This window comes from Companilactobacillus zhachilii (assembly GCF_003606365.2).
Lineage (GTDB): Bacteria > Bacillota > Bacilli > Lactobacillales > Lactobacillaceae > Companilactobacillus > Companilactobacillus zhachilii.
The window spans coordinates 2,670,079-2,693,850 of record NZ_CP031933.2 but is presented as its reverse complement, the minus strand read 5'-3'; the positions used below and the strand labels follow the sequence as shown (position 1 = coordinate 2,693,850).

16 protein-coding genes and 1 pseudogene are annotated in these 23,772 nt (G+C 37.4%); 5 read left to right on the top strand and 12 right to left on the bottom strand.

The features are described from left to right. The first annotated feature begins 7 nt into the window (after nt 1-7). Nucleotides 8-1,621, top strand: coding sequence for an ABC transporter permease (locus D1B17_RS12405; protein WP_120141234.1), 1,614 nt, complete (start codon nt 8-10; stop codon nt 1,619-1,621). Between the two features lie 103 nt (nt 1,622-1,724). Here the strand turns inward: D1B17_RS12405 and D1B17_RS12400 are convergent, their stop codons facing one another. Next, complete coding sequence (locus tag D1B17_RS12400; protein WP_120141236.1) at nt 1,725-3,767, bottom strand: KUP/HAK/KT family potassium transporter; 2,043 nt, start codon at nt 3,765-3,767, stop codon at nt 1,725-1,727. 164 nt (nt 3,768-3,931) lie between these two features. On the opposite strand from D1B17_RS12400, the pseudogene D1B17_RS13035 reads away from it, so the two are divergent. Continuing rightward, nucleotides 3,932-5,112 (top strand): annotated as a pseudogene (locus D1B17_RS13035) (ammonium transporter). Nucleotides 5,113-5,842: 730 nt separating this feature from the next. Here the strand turns inward: D1B17_RS13035 and D1B17_RS12390 are convergent. The 6 genes from D1B17_RS12390 to D1B17_RS12365 all read right to left on the bottom strand — a co-directional run bounded on the left by D1B17_RS12390 (nt 5,843) and on the right by D1B17_RS12365 (nt 13,212). Beyond that, nucleotides 5,843-6,604 carry a DUF1003 domain-containing protein gene (locus D1B17_RS12390; protein WP_120141238.1) on the bottom strand — a complete coding sequence of 254 codons (762 nt, stop codon included), beginning with the start codon at nt 6,602-6,604 and terminating at the stop codon, nt 5,843-5,845. A 279-nt stretch (nt 6,605-6,883) separates the two neighbouring features. Continuing rightward, nucleotides 6,884-8,071, bottom strand: coding sequence for an NAD(P)/FAD-dependent oxidoreductase (locus D1B17_RS12385; RefSeq protein ID WP_120141240.1), 1,188 nt, complete (start codon nt 8,069-8,071; stop codon nt 6,884-6,886). Nucleotides 8,072-8,156: 85 nt separating this feature from the next. Next, on the bottom strand, nt 8,157-9,278 hold the full coding sequence (locus tag D1B17_RS12380) for a cation:proton antiporter (protein ID WP_240704415.1): 1,122 nt from the start codon (nt 9,276-9,278) through the stop codon (nt 8,157-8,159). 36 nt (nt 9,279-9,314) lie between these two features. Then, nucleotides 9,315-9,902 carry a TetR/AcrR family transcriptional regulator gene (locus tag D1B17_RS12375; RefSeq protein WP_120141244.1) on the bottom strand — a complete coding sequence of 196 codons (588 nt, stop codon included), beginning with the start codon at nt 9,900-9,902 and terminating at the stop codon, nt 9,315-9,317. A gap of 402 nt (nt 9,903-10,304) precedes the next feature. Then, on the bottom strand, nt 10,305-11,237 hold the full coding sequence (locus D1B17_RS12370) for a glycosyltransferase family 2 protein (protein ID WP_120141246.1): 933 nt from the start codon (nt 11,235-11,237) through the stop codon (nt 10,305-10,307). Between the two features lie 58 nt (nt 11,238-11,295). After that, nucleotides 11,296-13,212, bottom strand: coding sequence for a coiled-coil domain-containing protein (locus D1B17_RS12365; RefSeq protein WP_120141248.1), 1,917 nt, complete (start codon nt 13,210-13,212; stop codon nt 11,296-11,298). Nucleotides 13,213-13,338: 126 nt separating this feature from the next. On the opposite strand from D1B17_RS12365, the gene D1B17_RS12360 reads away from it, so the two are divergent. Beyond that, nucleotides 13,339-14,544 (top strand): acetate/propionate family kinase, encoded by a 1,206-nt coding sequence (locus tag D1B17_RS12360; RefSeq protein WP_120141250.1) that lies wholly within the window; start codon nt 13,339-13,341, stop codon nt 14,542-14,544. Here the strand turns inward: D1B17_RS12360 and D1B17_RS12355 are convergent. Continuing rightward, nucleotides 14,534-15,448: a 1,4-dihydroxy-2-naphthoate polyprenyltransferase gene (locus tag D1B17_RS12355; RefSeq protein WP_120141252.1), complete on the bottom strand. Its 915-nt coding sequence runs from the start codon at nt 15,446-15,448 to the stop codon at nt 14,534-14,536. The two genes, D1B17_RS12360 and D1B17_RS12355, sit on opposite strands and share 11 nt — an antisense overlap. A gap of 769 nt (nt 15,449-16,217) precedes the next feature. Between D1B17_RS12355 and D1B17_RS12350 the strand changes: the two genes are divergently transcribed. Continuing rightward, nucleotides 16,218-17,189: a polyprenyl synthetase family protein gene (locus D1B17_RS12350; protein ID WP_120141256.1), complete on the top strand. Its 972-nt coding sequence runs from the start codon at nt 16,218-16,220 to the stop codon at nt 17,187-17,189. Nucleotides 17,190-17,205: 16 nt separating this feature from the next. Further along, entirely contained in the window at nt 17,206-17,541 is a 336-nt protein-coding gene (locus tag D1B17_RS12345; RefSeq protein ID WP_120141258.1) for a bacteriocin immunity family protein, read from the top strand. A 176-nt stretch (nt 17,542-17,717) separates the two neighbouring features. Here D1B17_RS12345 and cydC read toward each other — a convergent pair whose 3' ends face one another. Genes cydC through D1B17_RS12325 form a run of 4 tightly spaced genes read right to left on the bottom strand, consistent with a single transcriptional unit; the run spans nt 17,718 to nt 23,639 of the window. Further along, nucleotides 17,718-19,457 (bottom strand): thiol reductant ABC exporter subunit CydC, encoded by a 1,740-nt coding sequence (gene cydC / locus D1B17_RS12340; protein ID WP_120141260.1) that lies wholly within the window; start codon nt 19,455-19,457, stop codon nt 17,718-17,720. After that, nucleotides 19,454-21,187, bottom strand: coding sequence for a thiol reductant ABC exporter subunit CydD (gene cydD, locus D1B17_RS12335; RefSeq protein WP_120141262.1), 1,734 nt, complete (start codon nt 21,185-21,187; stop codon nt 19,454-19,456). Before cydD ends, cydC begins: the two co-directional genes overlap by 4 nt. After that, the gene (cydB, locus tag D1B17_RS12330) at nt 21,187-22,200 is read right to left on the bottom strand and encodes a cytochrome d ubiquinol oxidase subunit II (protein WP_120141264.1); all 1,014 of its coding nucleotides are present in this window, start codon (nt 22,198-22,200) and stop codon (nt 21,187-21,189) included. The genes cydD and cydB overlap by 1 nt, the downstream gene beginning before the upstream one ends. Further along, nucleotides 22,197-23,639 carry a cytochrome ubiquinol oxidase subunit I gene (locus D1B17_RS12325; protein WP_120141266.1) on the bottom strand — a complete coding sequence of 481 codons (1,443 nt, stop codon included), beginning with the start codon at nt 23,637-23,639 and terminating at the stop codon, nt 22,197-22,199. The genes cydB and D1B17_RS12325 overlap by 4 nt, the downstream gene beginning before the upstream one ends. Nucleotides 23,640-23,772 lie beyond the last annotated feature (133 nt).

The following is a 23,772-nucleotide window of genomic DNA, read 5'->3' as shown; positions in this document are numbered from 1 at the left end:
ATAAATTATGCGTGAAAAATTTGCACGTTGGGATACTCTCTTTCTGCAATATCTGAAACGTGATTGGAGAAAAATCGTTATTTGGATAATTGGTTTAGGATTATTTTCTGGAGCTTTTGTCCCCGCCTTTAAGGAACTGGCTAAAGGTAATGGTTTACGTGGAATGTACGAGACTATGCAAAACCCAGCCATGATTTCAATGGTTGGTCCTACGCCCATCAAAAATGCGGCTAATTACACTATTGGTGCAATGTATTCTAATGAAATGTTATTGTTCTGTGGCCTATTTGCGATGATTATGTCGGCGTTACACGTCGTTAGTCACACTAGAAAAGAAGAAGATTTAGGATTAACTGAATTAGTTCGTTCATTCAAAGTCGGTCGTCAAGCTAACTCGGTTGCTGTTGTTTTGGAAACAATCATCATCAATGTCGTTTTAGGATTATTTACTAGTGGCGTTATGTTGAGTTTTGGCCTTAAATCACTATCTACTGAAGGAATTTTTCTATTTGGTACTGCCATCGCAATGGCTGGTCTAGTCGGTGCTGCGATTGGAATTTTAATGGCACAAATAATGCCAAATGCTTCAGGCGCTACGGGTAGTTCAATTGGAATCATTGGTCTACTTTATATTATTCGTGCGGGAACAGACGTATCTAACTTGGATTACTCAGTTTGGAATCCGATGAGTTGGATCTATCTGACATATCCATTCACTAAAAATGATTGGTTGCCAATTGTGTATGGTATTAGCTTTTTAATAGTAATAGGTTTAGTTTCTTTCGTCTTAGAAGGAAATCGTGATATGGGATCCGGTTATGTTCATGAATTTCAAGGAAAAGCACATGCGAACTTTACAATGTTGTCGATTCCTGGATTCTTATTGAGACTTAGCCGCGGAATCATTATCAGTTGGCTAGTTGGCTTCGCGGTTATGGGCGCTGCTTATGGTTCTATTTACGGAGATATGCAGGAGTTTCTTAACAGTAGTCCTTTGGTAAAACAAATGTTTACGATGTCAGGGCACTCAATTGAAGAGTCATTTACCTCAACAATTATGATGGTCATGATTGTACTAGCAACTATTTTGCCAATCGTTTTGATAAATAAGTTATTCACGGAAGAAAGTCATGGTCGGATGAGTCAAACTTTCTCGACTAAAGTAACACGGGGTAAACTTTACTGGTCGACCATCAGCTTAGCCATCATTATGGGTGCCATAGGTATTTTCATATCTGCTGGTACTTTAGGAGAAACGGCCATATCCAGTATGAGTAGTAAGTCAGTGATGGAGATCAGTGACTTTCTCAAAGCTGGCTTTAACTTCTTCCCATCCATGCTATTCTTTATCGGCTTAGCTGGTTTAGCTCTAGGCTGGGCGCCTAAATTGTCCAAATTAGCTTATATCTATTTGATTTACTCATTCATGTTAAATTACTTTAGTGGAATCCTAGATTTGCCAGACTGGTTTAACAAGACGTCAATTCAAACTTGGATACCAAGAATGCCAATCGATAAGTTCGATGGATCAACCTTTGCTACAATTACCGTCATTAGTTTGGTTATGATTGTGGCAGGATATATTGGTTATAGAAGACGTGATTTGATTGAAGGAGCATAAGTAATAACAAAAATAACCGCCATAGGAAATCATTTGATTTCTTGTGACGGTTTTTTTAATGTCTAAAATTTTGTCCCACCGTTATGATAGGGGTGGTTCTTTCTTAATTTCTATTTGAGGTTTTGCTAGGTTTAACCGAATTACTGACTTTTTTCTCAGTTAGATATTGATCGTAATGACTGCCAAGGAATAAGGGAACTTTTTCTTCGACAACATCACTGAATTCCAAACCGTACCAGAGTGTTGGAGGGATAGTGATATTTTGGAGTAATAAACGTCCACCAATTAAAAATCGATCCCAGCCCCGCATGTATTCTTGGGCACCTAAGTCTTGAAATTGTTGATTTTGAATAACGAATTTGAAGGAACCAACGCGGCGCTTTGGAACCATGGAGTAAGTTGGTGTTTGATCGTCGATAATATTTTGATCTAACAGGCTATTGATGATTTCACGTATGTAAATATTAACATGTTGTGACTTTTTGAATCCTAAGTTCAGCGTTACATTAACAACATTTCTTGTGTGCATCATATCGACGGAATAGTAGCATTCATAAGGTGCATTGGTTTGATTCACCGTTATGAACCAATAGACTTTAGCCCGTTTTGGATCTTGGTCCAAGATGGAGTAGATGATTGAACGTTTGATAGAGTAATCTGGTCCCATTTTTAGCATATAAACTAAGTTTGTTGCATAAGTAGGAATGCCTTCATCAGTACTCAATTTCTCCAATTGCGGAATAAAATCTAGTAATGAGACATTTTCACTTTCAGCCATATAAGCATCACGACGCTTGTTGCCATAGAACCAAATTATCATGATTGTTAAAATAGCGAGCGTTATGATGACCGTTACGTATCCACCATGAACAAATTTAATTAGGCTGGATAGTAGGAATAAACTTTCTAGAGCAAAGAAAGCAACTAGGAAAATATTGGCCAAAATATGGTGATTTTTCATAATTAAAAATTGATTTAACAAGATTGTGGTCATGAGCATCGTCAAAGTTATGGCTAGTCCATAGGCTGCTTCCATGTGGTCTGACGAGCCAAAGCCCCAAACGATACTGACAGTGATGGCACAAAGAATCCAGTTGACTGTTCCAATGTAAAGTTGGCTTTGTACTTGACCAGGAAATTTAACTTTGAGTCGAGGTAAAATTTTTAAACCAATTGCTTCTTGAACTAAGGTGAATGAACCCGTAATCAAAGCTTGTGACGCGATAATTGCTGCCATCGTGGCGATAACTATTGCGAAAATTTTGAACTCTTCGGGCAACATTTGATAAAACGGATTAATGCCGTTTATTTGGTTGTAGTGATTATTTTGATAGTTAGAGATAACCCAAGCTGCCTGACCAAAGTAATTTAGCATCAACATTAAGTAAACGAATGGCCAAGTTGCATAAATATTATGTTTGCCTACTTGTCCCATGTCGGCGTATAACGCTTCTGCACCGGTTGTTGCTAGAAAGACGCTACCAAGAATGAAAATACCAGCCTTGTTAACGGGACTGAACAAAACCTTGATCGCATAAATTGGGGAGAGAGCCTTCAAAACACTCAGGTCATTAGTTAGATTAAGTAATCCAGCTATACCAATGAAGCTGAACCAAATCAACATTATCGGTCCAAAGGATCTACCAATTCGATCAGTTCCAAACTTTTGAATAATAAATATCGTTAAAAGAATCGTTGTAACGATGATTAAAACGGTTGCCTGGCTATTGGAAAAGACAAAGTTCCCAAATTTTTGTCCTTTAATACCTTCAATGGCGGAAGTTACAGTTACAGCTGGAGTCAAAGTTCCATCAGCCAGTAGAGCTGAACCGCCGATCAGAGCTGGAATAATTAACCATTTTCCCTTTGACCGCACGAGAGCATAGAGGGCGAAAATACCACCTTCTTTATTGTTATCTGCTTTCATAGCAATCAGGACATATTTAATTGTAGTGATTAACATTAAAGTCCAAAAAATGAGCGAGACACTCCCAATAATGTATTCTGGTTTGGCGTCTGCCATGGTGCCAGCACTATTGATGATTGAATTCATTACGTATAAAGGCGAGGTCCCGATATCGCCATAGACGATGCCGAGGGTGATCAACATACCCAAGGTAGATAAGGATGAATTTCTCTTTTTCATACGAACTCCTTTGTATACAGATGCTATTTATACAAGGCTTATTATAGTTTTTTTACCTCAAATTCAAAATATTTATGATTGTTGAGAAATCTAATTGGTATACATGGAATAAATTTTGTAATACAATACCTAAAATTATAAGAAACGTTGTATAAAAGGGTGTGATGTATATGGATGTAGTATTTATGATTCTCTCAACAATATTGGTCTGGTTAATGGTTCCAGGCATCGCTGTTTTTTATAGTGGTTTCGTTCCACATAAGGATGTCACTAGAATCCTGTTTGACAGTTTTTTAATGTTCGGATTAGCTGGGTTGTTATGGATAGCCATAGGATTTCCTATCGCATTTGAGGGTGATAATTTCGGAGTGATTGGTAATTTTAACCATCTATTCTTGTCAGGCATAGACTTATCGTCTACTTATGGTACAACAAAATTACCTACAATAATTTATTTACTTTTTCAAATGATGTTTGCCATTTTGACGCCAGCTCTTTTTTTAGGCGCCGTGGCTAGTCGTACTAGAATTAGATTCGTCGTTTTCTTTGTGTTACTCTGGTCAATTTTTATTTATTATCCATTGGCACATATTGTTTGGTCATCAACCGGTTTCTTAGCCAAGCTGGGGTACTAGATTTTGCCGGTGGGACGGTTATTCATATTAATGCCGGAATTACAGCTTTAATTTTAGCAATTCTTTTACGTGAACCTTATAAATATAACAACGAGCAGGCTAAAGGGAATAACCTCTGGATTTTAATGGGGACCGTTCTATTGTGGCTAGGCTGGTATGGCTTCAATGCTGGAAGTGCTTTAAACGTTAGTTTCCAAACTTTAAATGCTGTTTTAACAACCACAGTAGCAGCCTGTTCAGCTCTAGTTACTTGGATCATTCTAGAACAAATTTTCAAAGCACGAGTAACATTGAGCGGCATTTGTACGGGAAGTATTTGTGGACTAGTTGGGATTACTCCCGGTACTGGTTATGTGACGGTCTTTGGTTCAGTCATTATTGGAGTGGTTTCAGCTCTGGGTAGTTTTTATTTTATGAATTATTTGAAGTATCAATGGCACTTAAATGACTATCTAGATATCTTTGGATGTCACGGTGTTAGTGGGATAATCGGTTCGATTTGCGTTGGCCTTTTTGCAACTAAATCAGTTAATAAGAGCGTTATAACGAATGGTTTACTTTATGGTGGTGGTTTGAAACAATTTGGACTACAGTTATTCGGCGTTATCTTTACCATTGCCTTTGTTTCAATTGTTGGAGTAGCGATTACTCAAGGACTTAAGAAAGTCTTTAAAGATGATATTGCCATTCCCAATCTGGAATTAGCTTAAGTTCTTTCTTAAATTTGGTTAATTGCCGTCTCTGGGTGCAAGAAATGTTGGCGCTGTGGGGACCGGTTCGAGCCGAAAGGCGGTCTCGAACCTCGATTTTGAACTTCGCAAAGTACGCGAATTTCAAAACTCGTCCCGTGGTGTAATAGTAAAGTCCTAACGCCACCTGCACTGCAGCCAACATTTCTTGCACCCAGAGACTAATATATTTGTTATTTTTTATACTGCATAACTAATTGATTCGATAAAAGGCTAGATGCATTTTCTATACCAGGAAAACATATCTAGCCTTTTTATATTCGATTCGCAATTCAAAATTGAGAAAAAAACCGATTTTGGATTGCGAATCTTATTTAGCCTAAGCAAAAAAATGGCTGTATTACTCATGGTGTTAGTTGATTTTTTGATTATGGAATTGAAATAATTTTTATGTTTTTAAAATCAAAAGATTCAGAACATACTCCATACCCTTTAATTCTAGTCATTGATGTCAAAATTATACTTAATGTTATTTAATATTGATTCAAAAACAAACAATGAACTAGCCGGAAAGAGCAAGAAATTAGGTCGCTGTGCAGGTGGCGTTAGCACTTTAGTGCTTACACCACGGGACGGTTTTTGAAACTCGCGATTTGTGCGAGGTTCAAAAACGAGACAAAAGACCTTGGCTTTTGTCGGTCCCCATAGCGACCTAATTTCTTGCTCTTGGAGGTGGCATATATGCGTGCTTTTAGTCACGACTAGGGTGTCGAGTATTGCGGTCGCGCTTTTTTTCATCACTAGCTTTTAATGATTGAATCTCATTTTCAATTTCACTTAAAACTTCAATTTGCATTTTTTGCATATCCAAAATGTGGGGCCATTGTACTTCATTCAATTGGTCGAGTTTTTCATGCAGAATCCGGATTTCCATTTCTGATTTCATATTTGTTTTGTAATCATTTTCAGAGTCTACCCGATCACGGTCAGCTTGTCGGTTTTGACTCATCATGATGATAGGAGCCTGTACGGCGGCCACACAGCTTAAAAATAGATTAAGTAGTATAAATGGATACGGATCGAAATTAACGCCAAAGAGGTGCACTACGTTGATTGTCATCCATATGACTAAAATGATCGTAAAGGTAATAATAAATCCCCAACTACCACCAAACTTAGCCACTGCATCGGCCAATTTTTCACCAGTGGTTCGCTTGCCCGACATGGTTTCATTGATATTGGTAATGACGTAAGTATCCTTAGCCATTTCTTTTTTGAGTTTATCGTTCATTTCCTGATCAATTTTTAGATCTTGATCAATAATTGACTGCATATGTTCTAAACGCAATGTTTGAAGGTCTTTTAAGCAGATGAAGGATGATTCTTTTGCAAAACTATTGGTTTTGATAACTTGCTGTTTTAACAGATCGCTCAGGTCTCTTAAAAAGAGTCCCTCCATGATGGTAAAGCGATTGCCGCAGATTGCACAAATTTGATTCTTCTTGATTGCCATAGTCTACACCCCTTACTTTATACAAGTTCCAGTATAGATTTGGGCAAAAATTAAATCAAAGAGTTTGGTGCAAGACTATTGTTGTCTTTGAGTATGCAGCATAAACGTGAAACAAAACATAGCTTTTTCCGCTTAAAACAAATGACTCCAGTAATCCAAAATCAGATTACTAGAGTCATTTGCCTTAATGCTCGAAGGCTGACCGTGTTTTGTTCCAATCTCAAAAATGAAATCAAAAAAAACTCCCTAACGGGAGTTTTTTTACATAATTTGAATATTTTAAATTGTTCCTTTACGAATAGCAGTCTTAAGACCAGCAATTTCCATAATTCCACGGTCAGCTGAAAGATGTTTAAGTAGAGAAGCAATAGGACCTTTGAATTTGAGGTTCTTGTCAGTAATTTCAGCAATACCATGATTTTGACCAAGTGAAGCTACGGTACCCATTGAGTGATAGATGAATGGTTTCAAATCTTTACCATTCAAGGCAGCGGCAATGTTAAATGCAGCACCAGCACCTTCGGCAGTAGCCAATTGACCAGTTGTTGGGTATGGACGTTCTTCGCCAGCAGGGATAATGGCTGAATCGTCACCGATAAAGTAAGCTTCAGGATGAGCTTCTAAGTTAAGAAATTCGGTTGTCATAACACGGTTTCTACGTGCTTCAATACCAGAATCCTTGATGACGTCTGAACCACTAACACCGACAGTCCAAAGAATTGTACTACCAGCAACACTCTTTTCAGTATCACCATCCATGTAGACAACAGCTTTAGGTTCGATCTTCTTGATCTTAGCGCCAGTTAAGAGCTTGATACCATTCTTATCAAGATATTCAACGGCATAGCTGGCTAAGTTTTCATCGAACATTGGTAAAATTCTTGTGGCCATTTCTAGACAAGTAACTTTTATTTCAGGAACGTCATATTTAGCTTTTAAAATCTTAACAGTATCAACTAATTCACCTAAGATCTCGACACCAGTAAATCCGGCACCACAAACGACGATGGATAAGTCGGCAGGATCTTGTGACTCTTTGTAATTAGCGATATTTTCATTAATCTTTTTGTAAATATTTTTAGCTGTTTCGAGATCTTGAAGGATCAAAGCATTTTCGCTGGCACCTTCAAGTCCAAAGTCTTCAGAACGGAAACCTAGAGCTACAACGATATAGTCGTATGTGATGTCGTCATGGTCAGAGAATTCAACCGTTTTGTTGTCCAAATCGAGTTTGGAAACAGTTGCTTTGATGAAGTTAACATTTGAAGGAAGAACTGAACGAACGTCGAAACTAATTCCATCGGCGCGGTTAGTTCCTGCTGCAATAGTATGTAAAGCTGTTTTTTCAACATGCTTTTCATGTTGATCAATTAAATCAATTTGTGTGCCTGCTGGGGTTTCTTTAGCCAAGTCACGAGCAGCTCGTAAACCACCATAGCCAGCACCTAAAACTAAAATGTGTGCCATATTTACTTACCTTCTCCTTCTATTTCGAAATTAAACGTTTACGTTACTATTATATATCGTTCGCGTAGATTCTAAAAATCATATGCTACAAAGGATTTTTACTAATTGAGTGTTTTAAAAAGAATGGGGCAATAATTGTAATTAAAATGACACTGAAAATAACTGCTGAGTAGTATTCTTCTGATAATAGATGCACCCCATATCCAACTTGTGCAACGATCAAGGCCATTTCACCACGGGAAATCATACCTGATCCGATGACGTAAGAATCCTTCATATCGAAGCCAGAGATACGAGCGCCAAAGCCAGCACCAAAGAGTTTCCCGATAATTCCAGTGATAGTAAAGAGGGCGATGAGCCAGAAGTCGTGGATAAAGCTATTGAATTCTAAATTGAGACCAATACTAATAAAGAAAATAGGAATAAAGACAGAATAACCAATTAATTCAATATTACGACTAACTTTTTCATCAAAATCAGCGGCATTTGAAACCGCGATGCCGGCAACGAAAGCACCTAAAACAGAGTCCAATTGAACTTTGTCAGCGATAAAAGCCATGATGAAACAAATTACTAGGGCAAAGATCGTTTGAGCATGTGTCGCTTCAACGTAATCTGATAATTTCATCAATTGTGGGATAACCCATTTGTGTAAGACAACAATTAAAACGCCGAAGAAAATCCACATAGCTAGTAATAATAAGATTTTTTTGAGTGAAAAGTCACCGGTCAAAGTTCCTGACATAACGCTCAAAATAGAGATAGCTAAAATATCATCGGCCACCGCAGCTCCTAATATAACGGTTCCGGACGTACTAGAAAGGTAGTTTAAACTTTTCAAAACTTCGACCGAAATTGAAACTGATGTAGCGGCAAATACAACGGACATGAAGATACTTTCTTTTAAGTTGATACCAAATATTAAAGCTGTTCCCAGTGTTAAGGCAACAGGTAAGATAACGCCGCAAATAGCAACGTTGATACTAGGTAGTAGATGTTTACGAAGTAATTTTAGGTCACTCTCAAGACCAGCTAGAAACATCAATAAAATAACGCCAATATCGGCAAAGAGTTCCACTTCATGGGTGGGTTTGACGATGTTCAAAACGCCTTTACCTAAGATGACCCCCAAAATTAATTGGCCGACAACTGCAGGTAAGTTTAGACGATTGAACAGGTGGCTGATGATGAGAGTTAAGAAAAGCATTAATGCTAAAAGGGTGATAAATTCCATGGCAAATTCCTATTCTTTCTTAATGCCATTGATAAAAATATTGATAACCGTTTTTAGATTAGCAATATTGCGCTTCCTTTTGGCATCATTGTATTCAATGTAAGGGAGTAACATTGTCAAAAAAGTTCCAACTTGAACCGGAATGGCAAGGTCAGAACGGAGTTCACTTTTGTGAGATTGGAAGACGTTGAAGAGGACTTTATAATAGCCTCCGTCCCAGTTTTTACTGAGGTCACGTCGTTCTTCATCGGTAAAGAAGTTCTCAATATCATTTCGCATAACAAAATAGTTAATCCGGAAGTTTTCAATCATATATTGAGACATGTACAGTAATAATTCTTCAAAAGGTAGGTCTTTGTGGCTCTTATATGCGTCTAAAAGATTGTCACTAAAGCCACTGACGGCATATTCAATGGCCTTCACATAGAGGACCTTTTTATTTTTATAATAGTGATACATGTTTGGTTGAGTAATGTTGAGTTCTTGAGCGATTTTACGCGTTGAAGTGGCTTGATAGCCTTGAGATAAAAACATTTCGGCGGCAGTTTTCAAAATTGCCTTCTTAGTATTTTCAGCTTGCTGATCACGTACATTCATTTTTTTAATCCCCTTAGTCTATTCGTCTATTATTATATAGTAATGTATATCGTTTATCATGCGATAATATCTAAATAGTTATTTTTGTGGGGGGCCGCCTCCAGAATCAAGAAATTTAAGTCGCTATGGGGACCGCTCGGAGCCAAGGTCTCCAAGCTCGCTTTTGAACTTCGCAAAGTACGCGAATTTCAAAAGTCGTCCCGTGGTGTAAGAGCTAAAGCTCTTACACCACCTGCACAGCGACTTAAATTTCTTGCTTCTTCCGGCTAAGTTATTCTTTGTTTTGGATGAATGGTAAGTAGTTTGGAATATTACAGGTTGATTATTCTCAATTCGAGAGATGAAATATAAAAAAAAAGCAGCGCAGAAATGATGTGAATAATTCTCATTTCTATGCTGCTGTTACTTTTTATCTTTAACGATATAAATTGGACGTTTCTTCACTTCTAGGAAAATTTTCCCGATATATTCCCCCAAAATACCAATACTGAGCAATTGAATTCCACCGATCAATAAAACGATTGATACTAGTGAAGCCCAGCCGTTAACGCTACTTAATGGATTAATGAATTTTCTGATGATTATTCCAATAATTGCAACTATTGAAGTGATGGAGAAAATTGTTCCCATCCATGTAGCAAACATTAATGGGCCTTCGGAAAAATCGACGATACCGGTAATGGCATACTTGAGTAGTTTCCAGAAGTTCCATGAGGTTGTACCAGCTGAGCGTTCACGGTTTTTGTAAGGTAAGTATTTGGTTTTGAAACCAACCCAACTGAAGATTCCCTTAGAAAAACGGTTGTATTCGGTCATTGATTTGATTGCTTCGACCATCTGTCTAGTCATTAAGCGGTAATCTCTAGCACCGGGGATGATTTTAGTTTGTGACATTTTATTGATGACTTTGTAAAAGCCTTCAGAGAAGAAGGAAATAATTTTATTTTCGCCTTCACGGTCCATACGAGCGGTACCGACACAATCATATTCGTTCTTTTCAAGAAGATCGAACATTTCAGGTAACATCTCAGGAGGATCTTGTAAATCAACGTCCATAACGGCAGTATAGTCACCAGTTACAGCGTTAAGACCAGCATATAACGCCGCTTCTTTACCAAAATTTCTTGAGAAAGAAATGAAGTGAACTTCGTCACTGTGGTTTTTTTGTAGATCTTTGAGAATTGAATAAGTGCGGTCTTTTGAACCATCGTCAATGAACCAATATTCAATCTTGAATTTATTAGTTTCCTCTTTGAGTTTGGTCATCGCGTCATAATAAATATTAATGGTTTCCTCTTCGTTAAAACAAGGAACGATAATCGATATAGTTTTCATAACTTCTTTCACTTTCGCAATAATTATAAAAAAACACTCACGAATGAGCGTTTTTAATTTAGATTTTTAATGATTCGGGAAGAGATAACATGCCGTTGCTTGATGTATTAATAACACTAACACTAATATCACGGTTTGTCTTATTCTCAATTGCGTGAAGGTCGTCATCTGTTTGAACGAAGATATCTTTAATATCGTTATTTTTATCAAGCAAATCAATTACAGCATCGATATTCTTAACAACATCTTGGAGTAGACGAATTGTATCGTCACTAGAAATACTATTAACACTCATGATTAGTTGATATAGTAAATCAGAATTGTTACCAACAAAGACTGAGTTTTCGGTATTTGGAGAGATACTCTTTAGCCACCATGTGATAAGCTCTGACTTTTCATTGAAGTCATGTTCCAAAAGACCATTCTTGTCAAATAGTTGGTAACTGACAGGTTTGTTCTTTTCAAAAATAACTGTTAATACGATTGAACCATCAGTTCTATAGAAGTTTTGTTCAGATAGTTCCTTGTTCTTATTGAAGTTTTGGGTTGATGATAATTGACCATCACCGTTATAAATATTTGTCTTAACGATTTGATCGTTCTTGTAATAGTTAATCCGATCAATATTCTTATCGAAGTATTCAACTGTCATAAGTAAAGTTTGTTTTTGATCATAGATGAAAGTATCTTGTGATTCGACATCAGTTCTAGTTACCCAGCTTTCATTGGCCGGAATAGCGACCTTTTTGTCAGTAGGATTAGGACTTGATTGAAGTTGATCAAAAAGATTAACAACGTTTGGAATTGGTAAGTGTTCTGACTTTGCTTTAGCGTCAATGATTTCGTGGATATGATTGTTATAGAAAGTTGAAACAACTGTAACGGGCTTTTGAAGTTTAGTTTCAAGGTAGTTGATCATACCGAAGAGGTCATTTTGAACTGCTTCAGAACCAAAATCATCGGCAGCTACGTAATATTCTTTATCTTTATCAAGATAAACGTCACGCACTAGATAAGCTGAATGGAAGACATCTTTAATATATTTGCTGATGTAGTCGATGTTGTCATTAACTTCACTGAGTTCACCATCAATTTTAGAATGTTCTTCACCAAGACTTTGGATATGACGTTCCAGACCGGCGATTGTTTCGATTCGGTAGTTGTGGTCGCTCTTCATCTTGTCTTCGATTTCATTTGCTTGTTGTTTGAAATCATTGATTTGGGAGTTAACTTGACGGATATTGGTATTTAAGTCGTCAGCTTCACCGTTAAGTTTAGTAATATCTTCTTGAGCATCATTGATTTGACTCTTAAGATCTTTTCTTTGGTCATAAAGTGTATTGATAGAATTTTTTTGGTCTTCCATCAAAGTAAGCATCTTTTGTAAGTCTTTTTCTTCTTTGATAGAAGTTGACATATCTGCTTCGGATTGTTCATTTTTAGCCAAATCACTTTGAAGTGATTCTAGCTTGGCAGTCTTAGTATTGATTTCGGCATTCAATTCGTTTAATTCTGATTGTAATTTGGCAAGATTCTCTTCTTGTTCTTTACGATCAGCATTGACACTAGCTAAATGTTCTTTAGCAGCATCATCGTTTTGGGCTTTTGTATCGGCAAGTTTATCGTTTGATTCTTTTTCATCACGCTTAAGTGTCTTAAGATACTTATCAAGCGTATCTTTCTTAGCTTCGAAATCATCTTTTTCAGTGAAAAGGTTCGTTTTAAGGTCGTTGCGTAATTGTGCATATTGATGAGAAAGATCGTTCATTTGCTCTTCAATATTGATACGTTTATCATGAACAGACATTGGTAGATTCTCTTTTTCATTCTCTGGTTGCGTGGCAACTTGGCTATCAGAAGTTGATTCTGGAGCGCTTTGTTCAGGACTTTGGTCCTTTTTAGGAGAATTAGGAGCGGGTGTTACGGGCTGCTCTGGCTTCTCATCAATTTTACGTAGCATGTCTAAAAATTTCACGAATGAATTCCCCCATAAAAAGACTTATAATAGTTACTAAAGAGTAGCATTTTTTTATATTGGTGTAAAGTCTGGTATAAAGCTATTTAAAGAGAATACCTAGACCAAAAAAAGGAGAGTTTTTGTATGAAGATTATGGCTATAAACGCAGGTAGTTCAACCTTGAAGTGGAAACTTTTTGAAATGCCTGAAAAAACAACAATTGCATCAGGTATGATTGATCGCCTGGGTAGTCCTAAAGCTGTGTTCAAGTTGAAGTATAACGGTAAAAAAATTGAACATGAAGAAGCCATCAAATCCAATGATGTCGCTGTTTTGTCAATTCTTGATGCCTTAAAAGACATGAAGATCATTGACCGTTTTGAAGATATTGTCGCTTTTGGTCACCGTGTTGTTGCCGGTGGAGAAGAGTTTAAGAAGTCGGAAATCGTTACAGAAGAAAACTTACGTAAAATTGAAGATTTATCGGAATATGCACCGTTACATAACAAGGTCGAAGCATATTACATTGACGTTTTCAAGAAATTGGTACCTAAGGCTATTCAAGTGGCTGTCTTTGATACATCATTTTTCGTTGATATTCCAAAAGAAAATTACATGTACAGTATCGATATGGATGACTACAAAAAATACCATGTTCGTCGTTATGGCGCACATGGTACAAGTCATCGTTATATCGCTCAACGTTTGGATAAAATTGTTGATGGTGGAATTCAAGATAAAAATGTTATCGTACTTCATTTAGGAAGCGGCGCTTCAATTAGTGCAATCAAGCATGGTAAAGCCTTTGATATTTCAATGGGCTTCACACCACTAGCCGGAATTATGATGAGTTCTCGTAGCGGTGATATCGACTTTTCAATTTTGCCATACTTGATGAGAAAACTTGATATTACTGATATCAACGACATGATTGATATTTTGAATCATAAGTCAGGATTGTTAGGCATTTCAGGTGTTTCACCCGATATGCGTGATATTGAAGCAGCAGAAGATACTAACCAACGAGCTAAATTGGCTTTGGAAATGTATCGTAATCGCATTATTAAGTTTATGGGCTCATACATTGCTGAAATGGGTGGTATCGACGTAATTGCCTTTACCGCTGGTGTCGGTGAAAATTCGGCTGAAGTCCGTGAAGATATTCTTAGTGGATTTGAGTTCATGGGCTTGAAGATCGATCAAGAGAATAACCAAGTTCGTGGTAAAGAAATTAGAATAACAACTGATGATTCTAAAATTGCGGCGTACACCATTCCAACCAATGAGGAATTGATGATTGCTCAGGATACATATGGTTTTGCTAAATTATTAGATGGCGTTAAAAATTAAAGATCACGCCCAAAATAAATGTCACTGTCTCTGCCAAAGTGATCAGTAAAAGATTCTTGATAATCAAAGGGAAAGTTTTCTTTTTGATAGGATTTTTACTGAAAGCTTTGGCATTTTTGTAGACAATGGGAGTAATAAGAAAAGTTAAGAGCATCATTTTAGGCAATAATCCTAAAATAACAGAACAAAGTAGTGCTAGATAGCCTAGTACGTATAAAGATTTGAGAATAAAAATAGTATTAGCTTTGCCCAAATAGTAAACCAGTGTTTTACGACCTAATTTCACATCTTCTTCTTGGTCAGCAATATTGTTGGCTAAGAGTAAGTTGGAAATGGCAAAAAAAGTCAGTAGTGATGATAGTAAAGCATCCGCATAAAACTTGAAGTCCAAAATGACAACTGGATTGTGGACCACGTTAATGTAAATGGCAATTAAGTAGATGATATAGCCCATTGTGAAACCGGAGAAAAATTCTCCTAGAGGACCACGGTTGATAGGCCAAGGACCACCAGCATAGCAAAAGCCAACTGCAAATGAGAAGAGTCCTAAATAGAGTAATGGTAATCCGGTTCTAGAAACAATGAATAAACCGATAATAGCGGCGATGGCGGTAAATGAAAAGTCGAGCCAACCAATTAGATGAATATTCAGATGATTGATGCCGATAACGTTAGTGTCACGACGGAAGCTTTCAACGCCAGTGGCATTTTTATAATCCCAGTAATTGTCGTTAATATCGACAGCCATATTGAATAAAAACATGGCAATAAAAAAGAGAATCAAATCGAGAGCGTTAATAGAGTGCCAGTGATAATATGAATACAAAGTTCCCATGAGAAATGGGAAGACACTGGCTGTTTTAGCTTTAATCTCGACAAGTTCGAAGAAGACAGATGGTTTCAAATAATCATTCCTTTTGTTTTTGTAGTCTGTTTTATTATAAAACTACTGGGAAATTTGAGTGAGTGTTATTGATTGGTTTTGAAAATTAATTTGATAGTGGGATTCGTGGTGCTGGTTAAATATGCCGCCTCCAAGAGCAAGAAATTTTGGTCGCTATGGGGACCGATTCGAGCCAAAGGGCGGTCTCGAATCTCGATTTTGAACCTCGCAAAAACCGCGAGTTTCAAAAGTCGTCCCGTGGTGTAAGGGATAAATCCCTAACGCCACCTGTACAGCAACCAAAATTTCTTGCTCTTGCCGGCTGGTTTATTCTTCTTAGTTTGAGAAGAATCTATTCTTATACGGATAAATATTTTAAGAGCATGGTTGTTCCAGAATCCTATCAAGATGGTAATGAAAGCCAGAAAAAGTATTTGAGGTATCAAGCCATTTTAGAGTTTATAAAGAACTAGTCGGAAGATTCGGACAGTGGTTACGGGCAGTGAAAGTGGCGTTAGAGCTTTAGCTCTTACACCACCGGGCGTGTTTAAGACTTGCCGAACTTGCAAGGCTTAAACCGAGGTCCGAGACCTTGGCTCGGGCCGTTCCGCACCGCCAGTGACCACTGTCCGAATCTGGAGACGGCATATTCATAATATAAATAATTTGAAGACACATCTTAGCGTCATGTATGCATTAGAAGATAATTTACTAGTATCGTGCGTTATTATAAAATTATCTTGATTAAGTAATTAGAAAACAACAAAGTTATAGGGGTAAGAAATATTTTATGGCGAATACAATATGGAAAAGTTATCCTCAGCTCGGAGAAAAGTTAGATTTAACGACTGATTATATTCATCAAGCAGTGAAAATCAACAATCTTGATATCAGTTCCATGATCATTGATTTAACTTCTGGTGGCAAAATGTTGCGTCCGGCCTTTTTCTTGCTGTTCAGTGACTTTGGGGAAAATAAAAAAACAACGGCTGAACTGATTCCGTTGGCGGCGTCGCTAGAAATTTTACACGTTGCAACGTTGATTCATGATGATGTGATTGACGATTCTCCGTTACGCCGTTCACAACCAACGATTCATACTAAATACGGTCGTCGTAACGCTATTTATGCGGGTGATTATTTGTTTACATTATATTTTGAATTGATTTCTCGCAATTTAACGTCAAATCTTGATATTTTACGCAATGCACTTAGCATGAAGAAAATTTTAGTTGGTGAACTAGACCAAATGTTGATCAATTTCAACGTTAAGGCAACGACCGAGATGTACTTGCATGAAATCTCTGGTAAAACAGCCGAACTGTTCAGTTTGAGTGCTGCTATGGGTGCAGTTGTCAGTGGTGGAGACCAAGATTTGATTGACCGTTGTAAGGGCATTGGACATGATATCGGAATGGCCTTTCAGATCATTGATGATATTTTAGATTTCAGCAACTCAACACAGACAGGTAAACCAGCACATGAAGATTTGAAAAACGGCGTTTACTCGCTGCCATATATTTTGGGATTGGAAGCGGGGAATGAACAATTGGTCGAGGTGTTATCCAAAGCAGAGCTAACATCGACTGATGATAAAATGGCTACGAATATCGTGGTTGATAATGGATATTTGAATCAGGCGAAAGATATTGCCCGGAGTTATACCAAACGAGCTATTGATGAACTTGATAAACTACCAAAAAATAACAGTCAAAAAGTCTTAAAGGCTGTCGTTAAGCGATTAGTTAATAGAATAAAATAATTAGTTCGGAGTATATATGAATAGTCAGAAAAAAGAGGCTTTTGTTGGAAAGATAGATAACCTTTTAGAGCGATTGGATAAGTCTACACCTAAAGATGATGAGCAAGTGAAAAGTTTGATTCAAAAAGCATATAATGACATTAATCGCCCCGAAAAAGTTAGTCAACAATTTAATCAGGTTCAGGATGCAATCAGTGATTTGGATGTTTCTTTTCAGAGGTTGGCCTTGAGTAAAAAATATCACTTTAGTTCAGAACAAAACGACGTTATAAATGAATTAAGAACGTTGTCCCGAAAATCGTTGAAAGACAGTTTTATTGGTGCAATTAATGGAGCAGTTATTCCACATTAAGGGATTAAAATAGTTAGTAAATTGGGATATAGTTCTGTAGTGCCAAGCATTTAAAGTATATTTAATCTTTAGGTAAAAGCTTAAATTTAAATATTGAAAAAAAAGGTAGATAAAATCCGTTCAGATTTCATCTACCTTTTTTGATATTAACAAATTTAGATATAACGTTATAACGCCTATAATCCTTGGTCCATTTTATAAAGTTCTTGGAAATGTGCGTTACTTTGATAAAGTTCCTCAGGTGCACCTTCCATTTCGATTTCATCACTATTCATAAAGACCACATGGTCAACATGATTGATGCCTTGTAAATGATGAGTGACCCAGATAATTGTTTTATCTTTCAAAACGTCAAAGAAGGTCTCCAGCAAGTCGTTTTCCGTGATTGGATCTAGTCCAACGGTAGGTTCATCTAGTAAGACGATTGGTGCATCCTGAAGGAGGATACGTGCCAAAGCAATCCGTTCTTGCTCACCACCGGAGAAACGAGAACCATTTTCACCAACAATTGTATTGTATTTGTCAGGCAATGATTCGACTAAATCTTTTAAACCGACGCGCTCCAGAGCTTTCTTTACTTCCGCATCTGATTTATGTTCGTTACCTAAGCGCACATTGTTAAGTAAGGTTGTATTGAAAAGAAATGGCTTCTGATTCAATACAGAAAAAATTTGTTCACGATGAACTTGAATTTGTGAAATATCAAGATCATTAATTTTGACTTGACCTTGTTGGGGCGATAAGTCACCTAAAATCAATTGGAGAATAGTAGTTTTACCAATACCACTTGGCCCTAAGAGCGCCAATTTTTCACCACGTTTGATTGTTTGCGAAAAATTCTTGATTAAAATTGGTGAGTCATCGTTATATTCGAAAGTAATGTTATCAAGCTTTAAAGTTTTGAAGTCAGCCGGCTTTAATTCCACTTGTTCAGGTAAGGTATTGGGAACGGGCTTGATAGTATTGAGTCGTAAAATTGAATCTTTATAGACAGGCCATTCTTCGAAGCCTTGACTGACAGGAATAATAGCGTCAGATAGTGGGAAAACGGCTAAGACAACGGCAGCAACGAAGTTAGCTTGTTCCTGATTATGAGTCATGGTCAGATTAGTAAAAATTAGGAAACAAACTACCATAGCTGCGAAGACTAATTGTAAAGCAAAGTCACGGTTACGACGGAAAGCTTTCGACTTGTTTTTTGATTGATCTAAGTCGTGAATATTTTTGGAAGTAAGATTTTTAAAGTCATCTTTTCGACCGGAAATAATCCAATCGTCAACACCTAAAATATTATCGGTCAATTGAACATAGAGGTCACTTTTGACTTCCTTTTGATAGGCACGACGGGCACTTTCAATTGCAACGGAAAATAATGGAACGATAAATACTTCAACAAAGAGCAATAGGAAGACGAAAAAGCCAAATGAAGGATTAAAAATACCTAGTGCTAATGAACCAATGATTGTTAGTAAATATGAAATAACTGCTGGAAAAATAGTTCTTAAATAAAGATTTTGCAAGTGGCTGATATCTTCTGATAGCAGTCCCATGATGTCACCAGTTTTATGGTGTTCAGTAAAGAATGAAGCGTCACTTTCAAGCGTTTTGTAGAGACGGGTTCTTAAGTCGGAAGTAACACGTAGCACCCAATTATGGCTTTTGAGACGTTCGATATATTTAAAAACTGGACGACCAATACCGAAAGCACGGGTTAATAAAATTGGCACATAAATTAATAAGATATTAACTGGATGAGTGGCGGCTTTATCGATTGTATAACCGGATGTGAACATCAAAGCGGCGGCACAGAAAGAAGTTAATAATCCTAAAATTAAAGCAGTGATCAACAAACCTTTGTATTGTTTGATATATGGTTTGACCCAAGTATCATGTTTGAATGTCTTGAAGAAATTCATAGTTGATCACCTCGCATATTATTAATTAATTGAGAATAGGCACCGTTATGACGCCCGAGTTCTTCAGGAGTACCTTGTTCAGCAATTTGTCCATTATCCATAACGATGACATAATCCATTTCTTTGATCCAGTGGAGCCGATGGGTTGCAAAGATAACGAGATGATTTTGGAAAAGCTGTTCCATAGGTTTCTTTAAAGCATATTCTGTTTCGATATCTAAGTGAGCTGTTGGTTCGTCAAAAATTAAAACATGACGATCATCAGCTAGAAATGCCCGAGCTAACATGATTCGTTGCTGTTGACCACCAGAAATGCCACGGCCACCTTCACCAATCTGTGTGTCATAGCCAGAATTTAAAGTGTTCAAAAAGTCATCCAAACCGGCCGCATGAGCGGCTTTTTTTATCTCATCCATTGAAGCTTTAGGACGATAGAAGGCAATATTTTCAGCAATTGAGCCAGCAAACAAATATGGTGATTGTGGTAAGAAGGTTAATTTCTTTTGCCAATTAGTCTGCTTGAAGTTAGGAATCGACTGGTCATTTATTTTGATATCGGCTTTATCAGGCACCAGAAAACCGCCTAAAGTACGGATCAAAGTTGTTTTACCAGAACCGGATTTACCGATAACGCCGACACGTTGGTAGCCTGCAAGTTTGAGGCTATCAATATCTAGACTGACAGCTTGTTCACCAGAACCTTGATAGGTGAATTGAAGATTTTTAACGTCTACTTTTGAATCTTGATTCCAAGAAAAATCTGTTAGTGTGTCATCTTTTGCGACACTAGGACGGTCTAAAATTTCAAAGATAGCATTCAAAGCATTTTTCCCATTTAACGTTGCGTGGTAATCATTGGAAAAATCACGCAAAGGTAGGAAGTACTCAGGTGCCAAAATTAAAGTAACTAGAGCAGGAAAGAGCGGAAAACTGTTGTTGATCAAGCCTAGGCCTAAGAAGACTGCTAAAATCGCAATTCCTAAGGTTGTCAACCAATCGAGAGCAAAAGTCGATAAAATCGCAATCCGTAAAGTATTCATTGTCCGACGGCGATATTCGTCACTGACAGTGTAGATATTTTTGGCATAGCGTTTACTTAGCCCTAACATTTTTAGAGTTGGTAAGCCTCTAAGAGCGTCTAAGAAGTGATTTGATAGAATTGTGTACTGTTTATACTGGGCATCTGCTTTTGACTGTGCAGCGAGTCCTAAGATGATCATAAAGAGTATTACTAAGGGGACAATCACTGTTAGAGTAATTCCTGATGCCACGTTTTGCATATAAATATAGACTAATAAAACTGGCGGAATAATCGACATATTCATTAACTTGGTAAAAATCAATTTGAAGTAGTTTTCAATTAAATCGATACCGTCCAGAGAAGAGGTCACCAAATTACCGGTTCCTTCTTCAGAAATCATTTCGGGACCAGCAACATATACTTTTTCCAATAATTGTGACCGAATATTCTCCGACGTCTTACTAGCATAATTTTCAACTATTTTGGTGTTGAGCCAATTAAAAAGATGTCGTAGAACAAAAGCTATCGCAAAAAAGACCATCGGATAGATGATCGTTTGCAAGGACTTTTGTTCCCAAGAATTTACTAATGCTTCTGCTAAATACTTACCTTGGAATAAAACAACAAATGCTTGCAAGAGAGTTAATCCTGCAAGCATTAGAAATAGTTGTTTTGTTCCTGGTAAGCGAAATAAACGCTTATCAATCATTAATATTTCACCGTATTCTCTCTTGGATTTATTCTCTTTGTGAATAGAGAGTATGACCAGATGAAGTAAATAGCCACAATTGGTACCAAGATGCAGGCGACAATTGTCATAATCGTCAAGGTATATTGTGAGTTAGCAGCATTTTTAATCAAAATACTGTGTGCTGGATTAGTAGCAATCATGACACGTGGGAATAGTCCGTTGAATAATAAAACAATGACCATACTTAGTGATAATCCACTACCAGCAAAGCTCCAACCTTCTCTATTCTTTAGGACTCCATAGTAGCCCAATAGCGAGAATAAAACAATTAGGGCTGTGATGATTAAAGATGAAGTAAATCTCTTAGTAAAGAAGTCTGTTTGTAAGAAGACAAGGACTGCGAAGACTACTTCACCAAGGAAAAGAATTGGGTAAAGAATTTTATTTAATTTACGAGCGCGATCACGTAATGGACCTTCCATTCTTAATCTGATGAAGTTTAATCCGTGAACGAGTGATAGCAATACTCCGGCAACGCCACCGACGATTGATAATAAGTTAACAACGTCGAAGAACTTAGGGAAAGCATCGCCGTTAGCATTCATTGGAATACCTTGAACCATACTCAAAAGAATCATACATAAGAAGAATGGTGGGATGATACTACCAACGAAAAAGGCCCACATCCAAAGATTACGACCCGTGCTTGTTTCAGCATGTTTGTGAAACTCGAAGGAAACACCACGTAGAATCAAACCAACTAAAACGAGTAGGAAAAGAATGTAATAGGCTGAAAACAATGATGCATACCACATAGGTAGTGAAGCAAACATCGCACCACCAGCAGTAACTAACCATGTTTCGTTACCGTCCCAATGAGGACCGATAGATGACATGATTGCGGCACGTTCAGCTTCGTCCTTAGCTAAGAAACGAGTGGACATACCGACACCAAAATCAAATCCCTCTAAGAAGAGGAAGATAGCAAATAGAAGTCCGATTACGATGAACCATAATGTACTGAGTGTCATTTTCCAAAGGCCTCCTTTGCAAATGGGTCAACGTTTTGTTTAGAGTCTGCTTCTTCAAAGTAAGGTCCATGATGAAGCGTTTGTCTACTGTACCAAACCATAACGCCACCCAAAAGGGTAAAGAGCAAGAAGTAAATGATATTACTAAACAAGAGACTAGCAACAGTTGAAGTTGGTGAAACAGCTTGAGCGATTGTGAAGAGTCCATAAACGATCCATGGGTAACGGCCGAATTCAGTAATGAACCAACCGGCTGAATTACCGATAAATGGAACCCAAATGCAAAGACCCAAGACAACTAGCATCCACTTGTGGTTTTCAATAGTATCTTTCTTCTTACGTGAGAAGATCAAACCAACAAATGAAACCAACATGATAAGTGCATCGATACCTGTCATAACTCTAAAACTCCAGAAAAGAGTCTTAGGTGGAACATAGTAATCCATGTCCTTACCAAATTGTTTGTCATACTTAGCATGTAATTCTTTATTGATAGTGTTCATACCTTTAACAGAACCACTTAACTTGTGGTAAGCCAAGATACTTAAAACACCTGGAACTTCGATCTGACCGCTTGCCTTGTGGTCTTTAGCGTTGATTAATTCAACGACTGTCCAAGGTGCAGGGTCTTTGGTGTCTTCGTAGATACCTTCAGTAGCAGCAAATTTCATCGGTTGATCTTTGATAATTTGTTGTGTTTGAAGATCTCCGGCACCAGCAGAAAGAATAGCGAAAATTAAACTTGCCCAAAGACCAAAACGTAATGATGTCTTGAAGAAATGATTTTCATCCTTCTTCTTACGTAAAAGTCCATAAGCACTCATACCTGTAATAACAACAGCAGCAGTCATGAAAGCAGCTAAAATAACGTGTGGAAAGACCTTCCATAGTTGAGGATTAGCAACGACAGCGCCGAAATCAGTCAATTGAATTCGACCAGTTGTGTTATTGATTTTGAAACCTGTAGGATGTTGCATAAAACTATTAGCAGCTAAGATCCAAATAGCTGAAAGCATGGTACCAATTGAAGTCATCCAAATCATAAAGGCGTGAACACCTGGTTTGAAACGATCCCAAGTAAACATCCAAATACCGATAAAGACAGATTCAATGAAGAATGCCAACAGTGCTTCGATAGCCAATGGAGCACCGAACACATCACCCATGAAACGTGAGTATTCAGACCAATTCATACCGAATTGGAATTCTTGAATAATACCAGTAACAATACCAACAGCAAAGCTCAATAGAAAAATCTTACCCCAGAACTTTGCCATATCTAAGTAAACTTTGTCTTTTTTGACAGCGTAAAGAGTTTCCATGATTGCAACAAGAAAGCCCATTCCAATTGAAAATGGAACAAAGAAGAAATGGAAAACAGTTGTCATCGCAAATTGGAAACGTGCCAAAGAGACAATGCTTAAACCAATACCGAGCATGGCGATAACCTCCTTAAAACATTAATTTATACCCTTATATATACAGATTTATCATATGATTAATTAAAGTATTTGGCAAGATTTATACTTGTGAAAAAATCGTTTCCAATCCCATGAAAATCTACTTTTGACG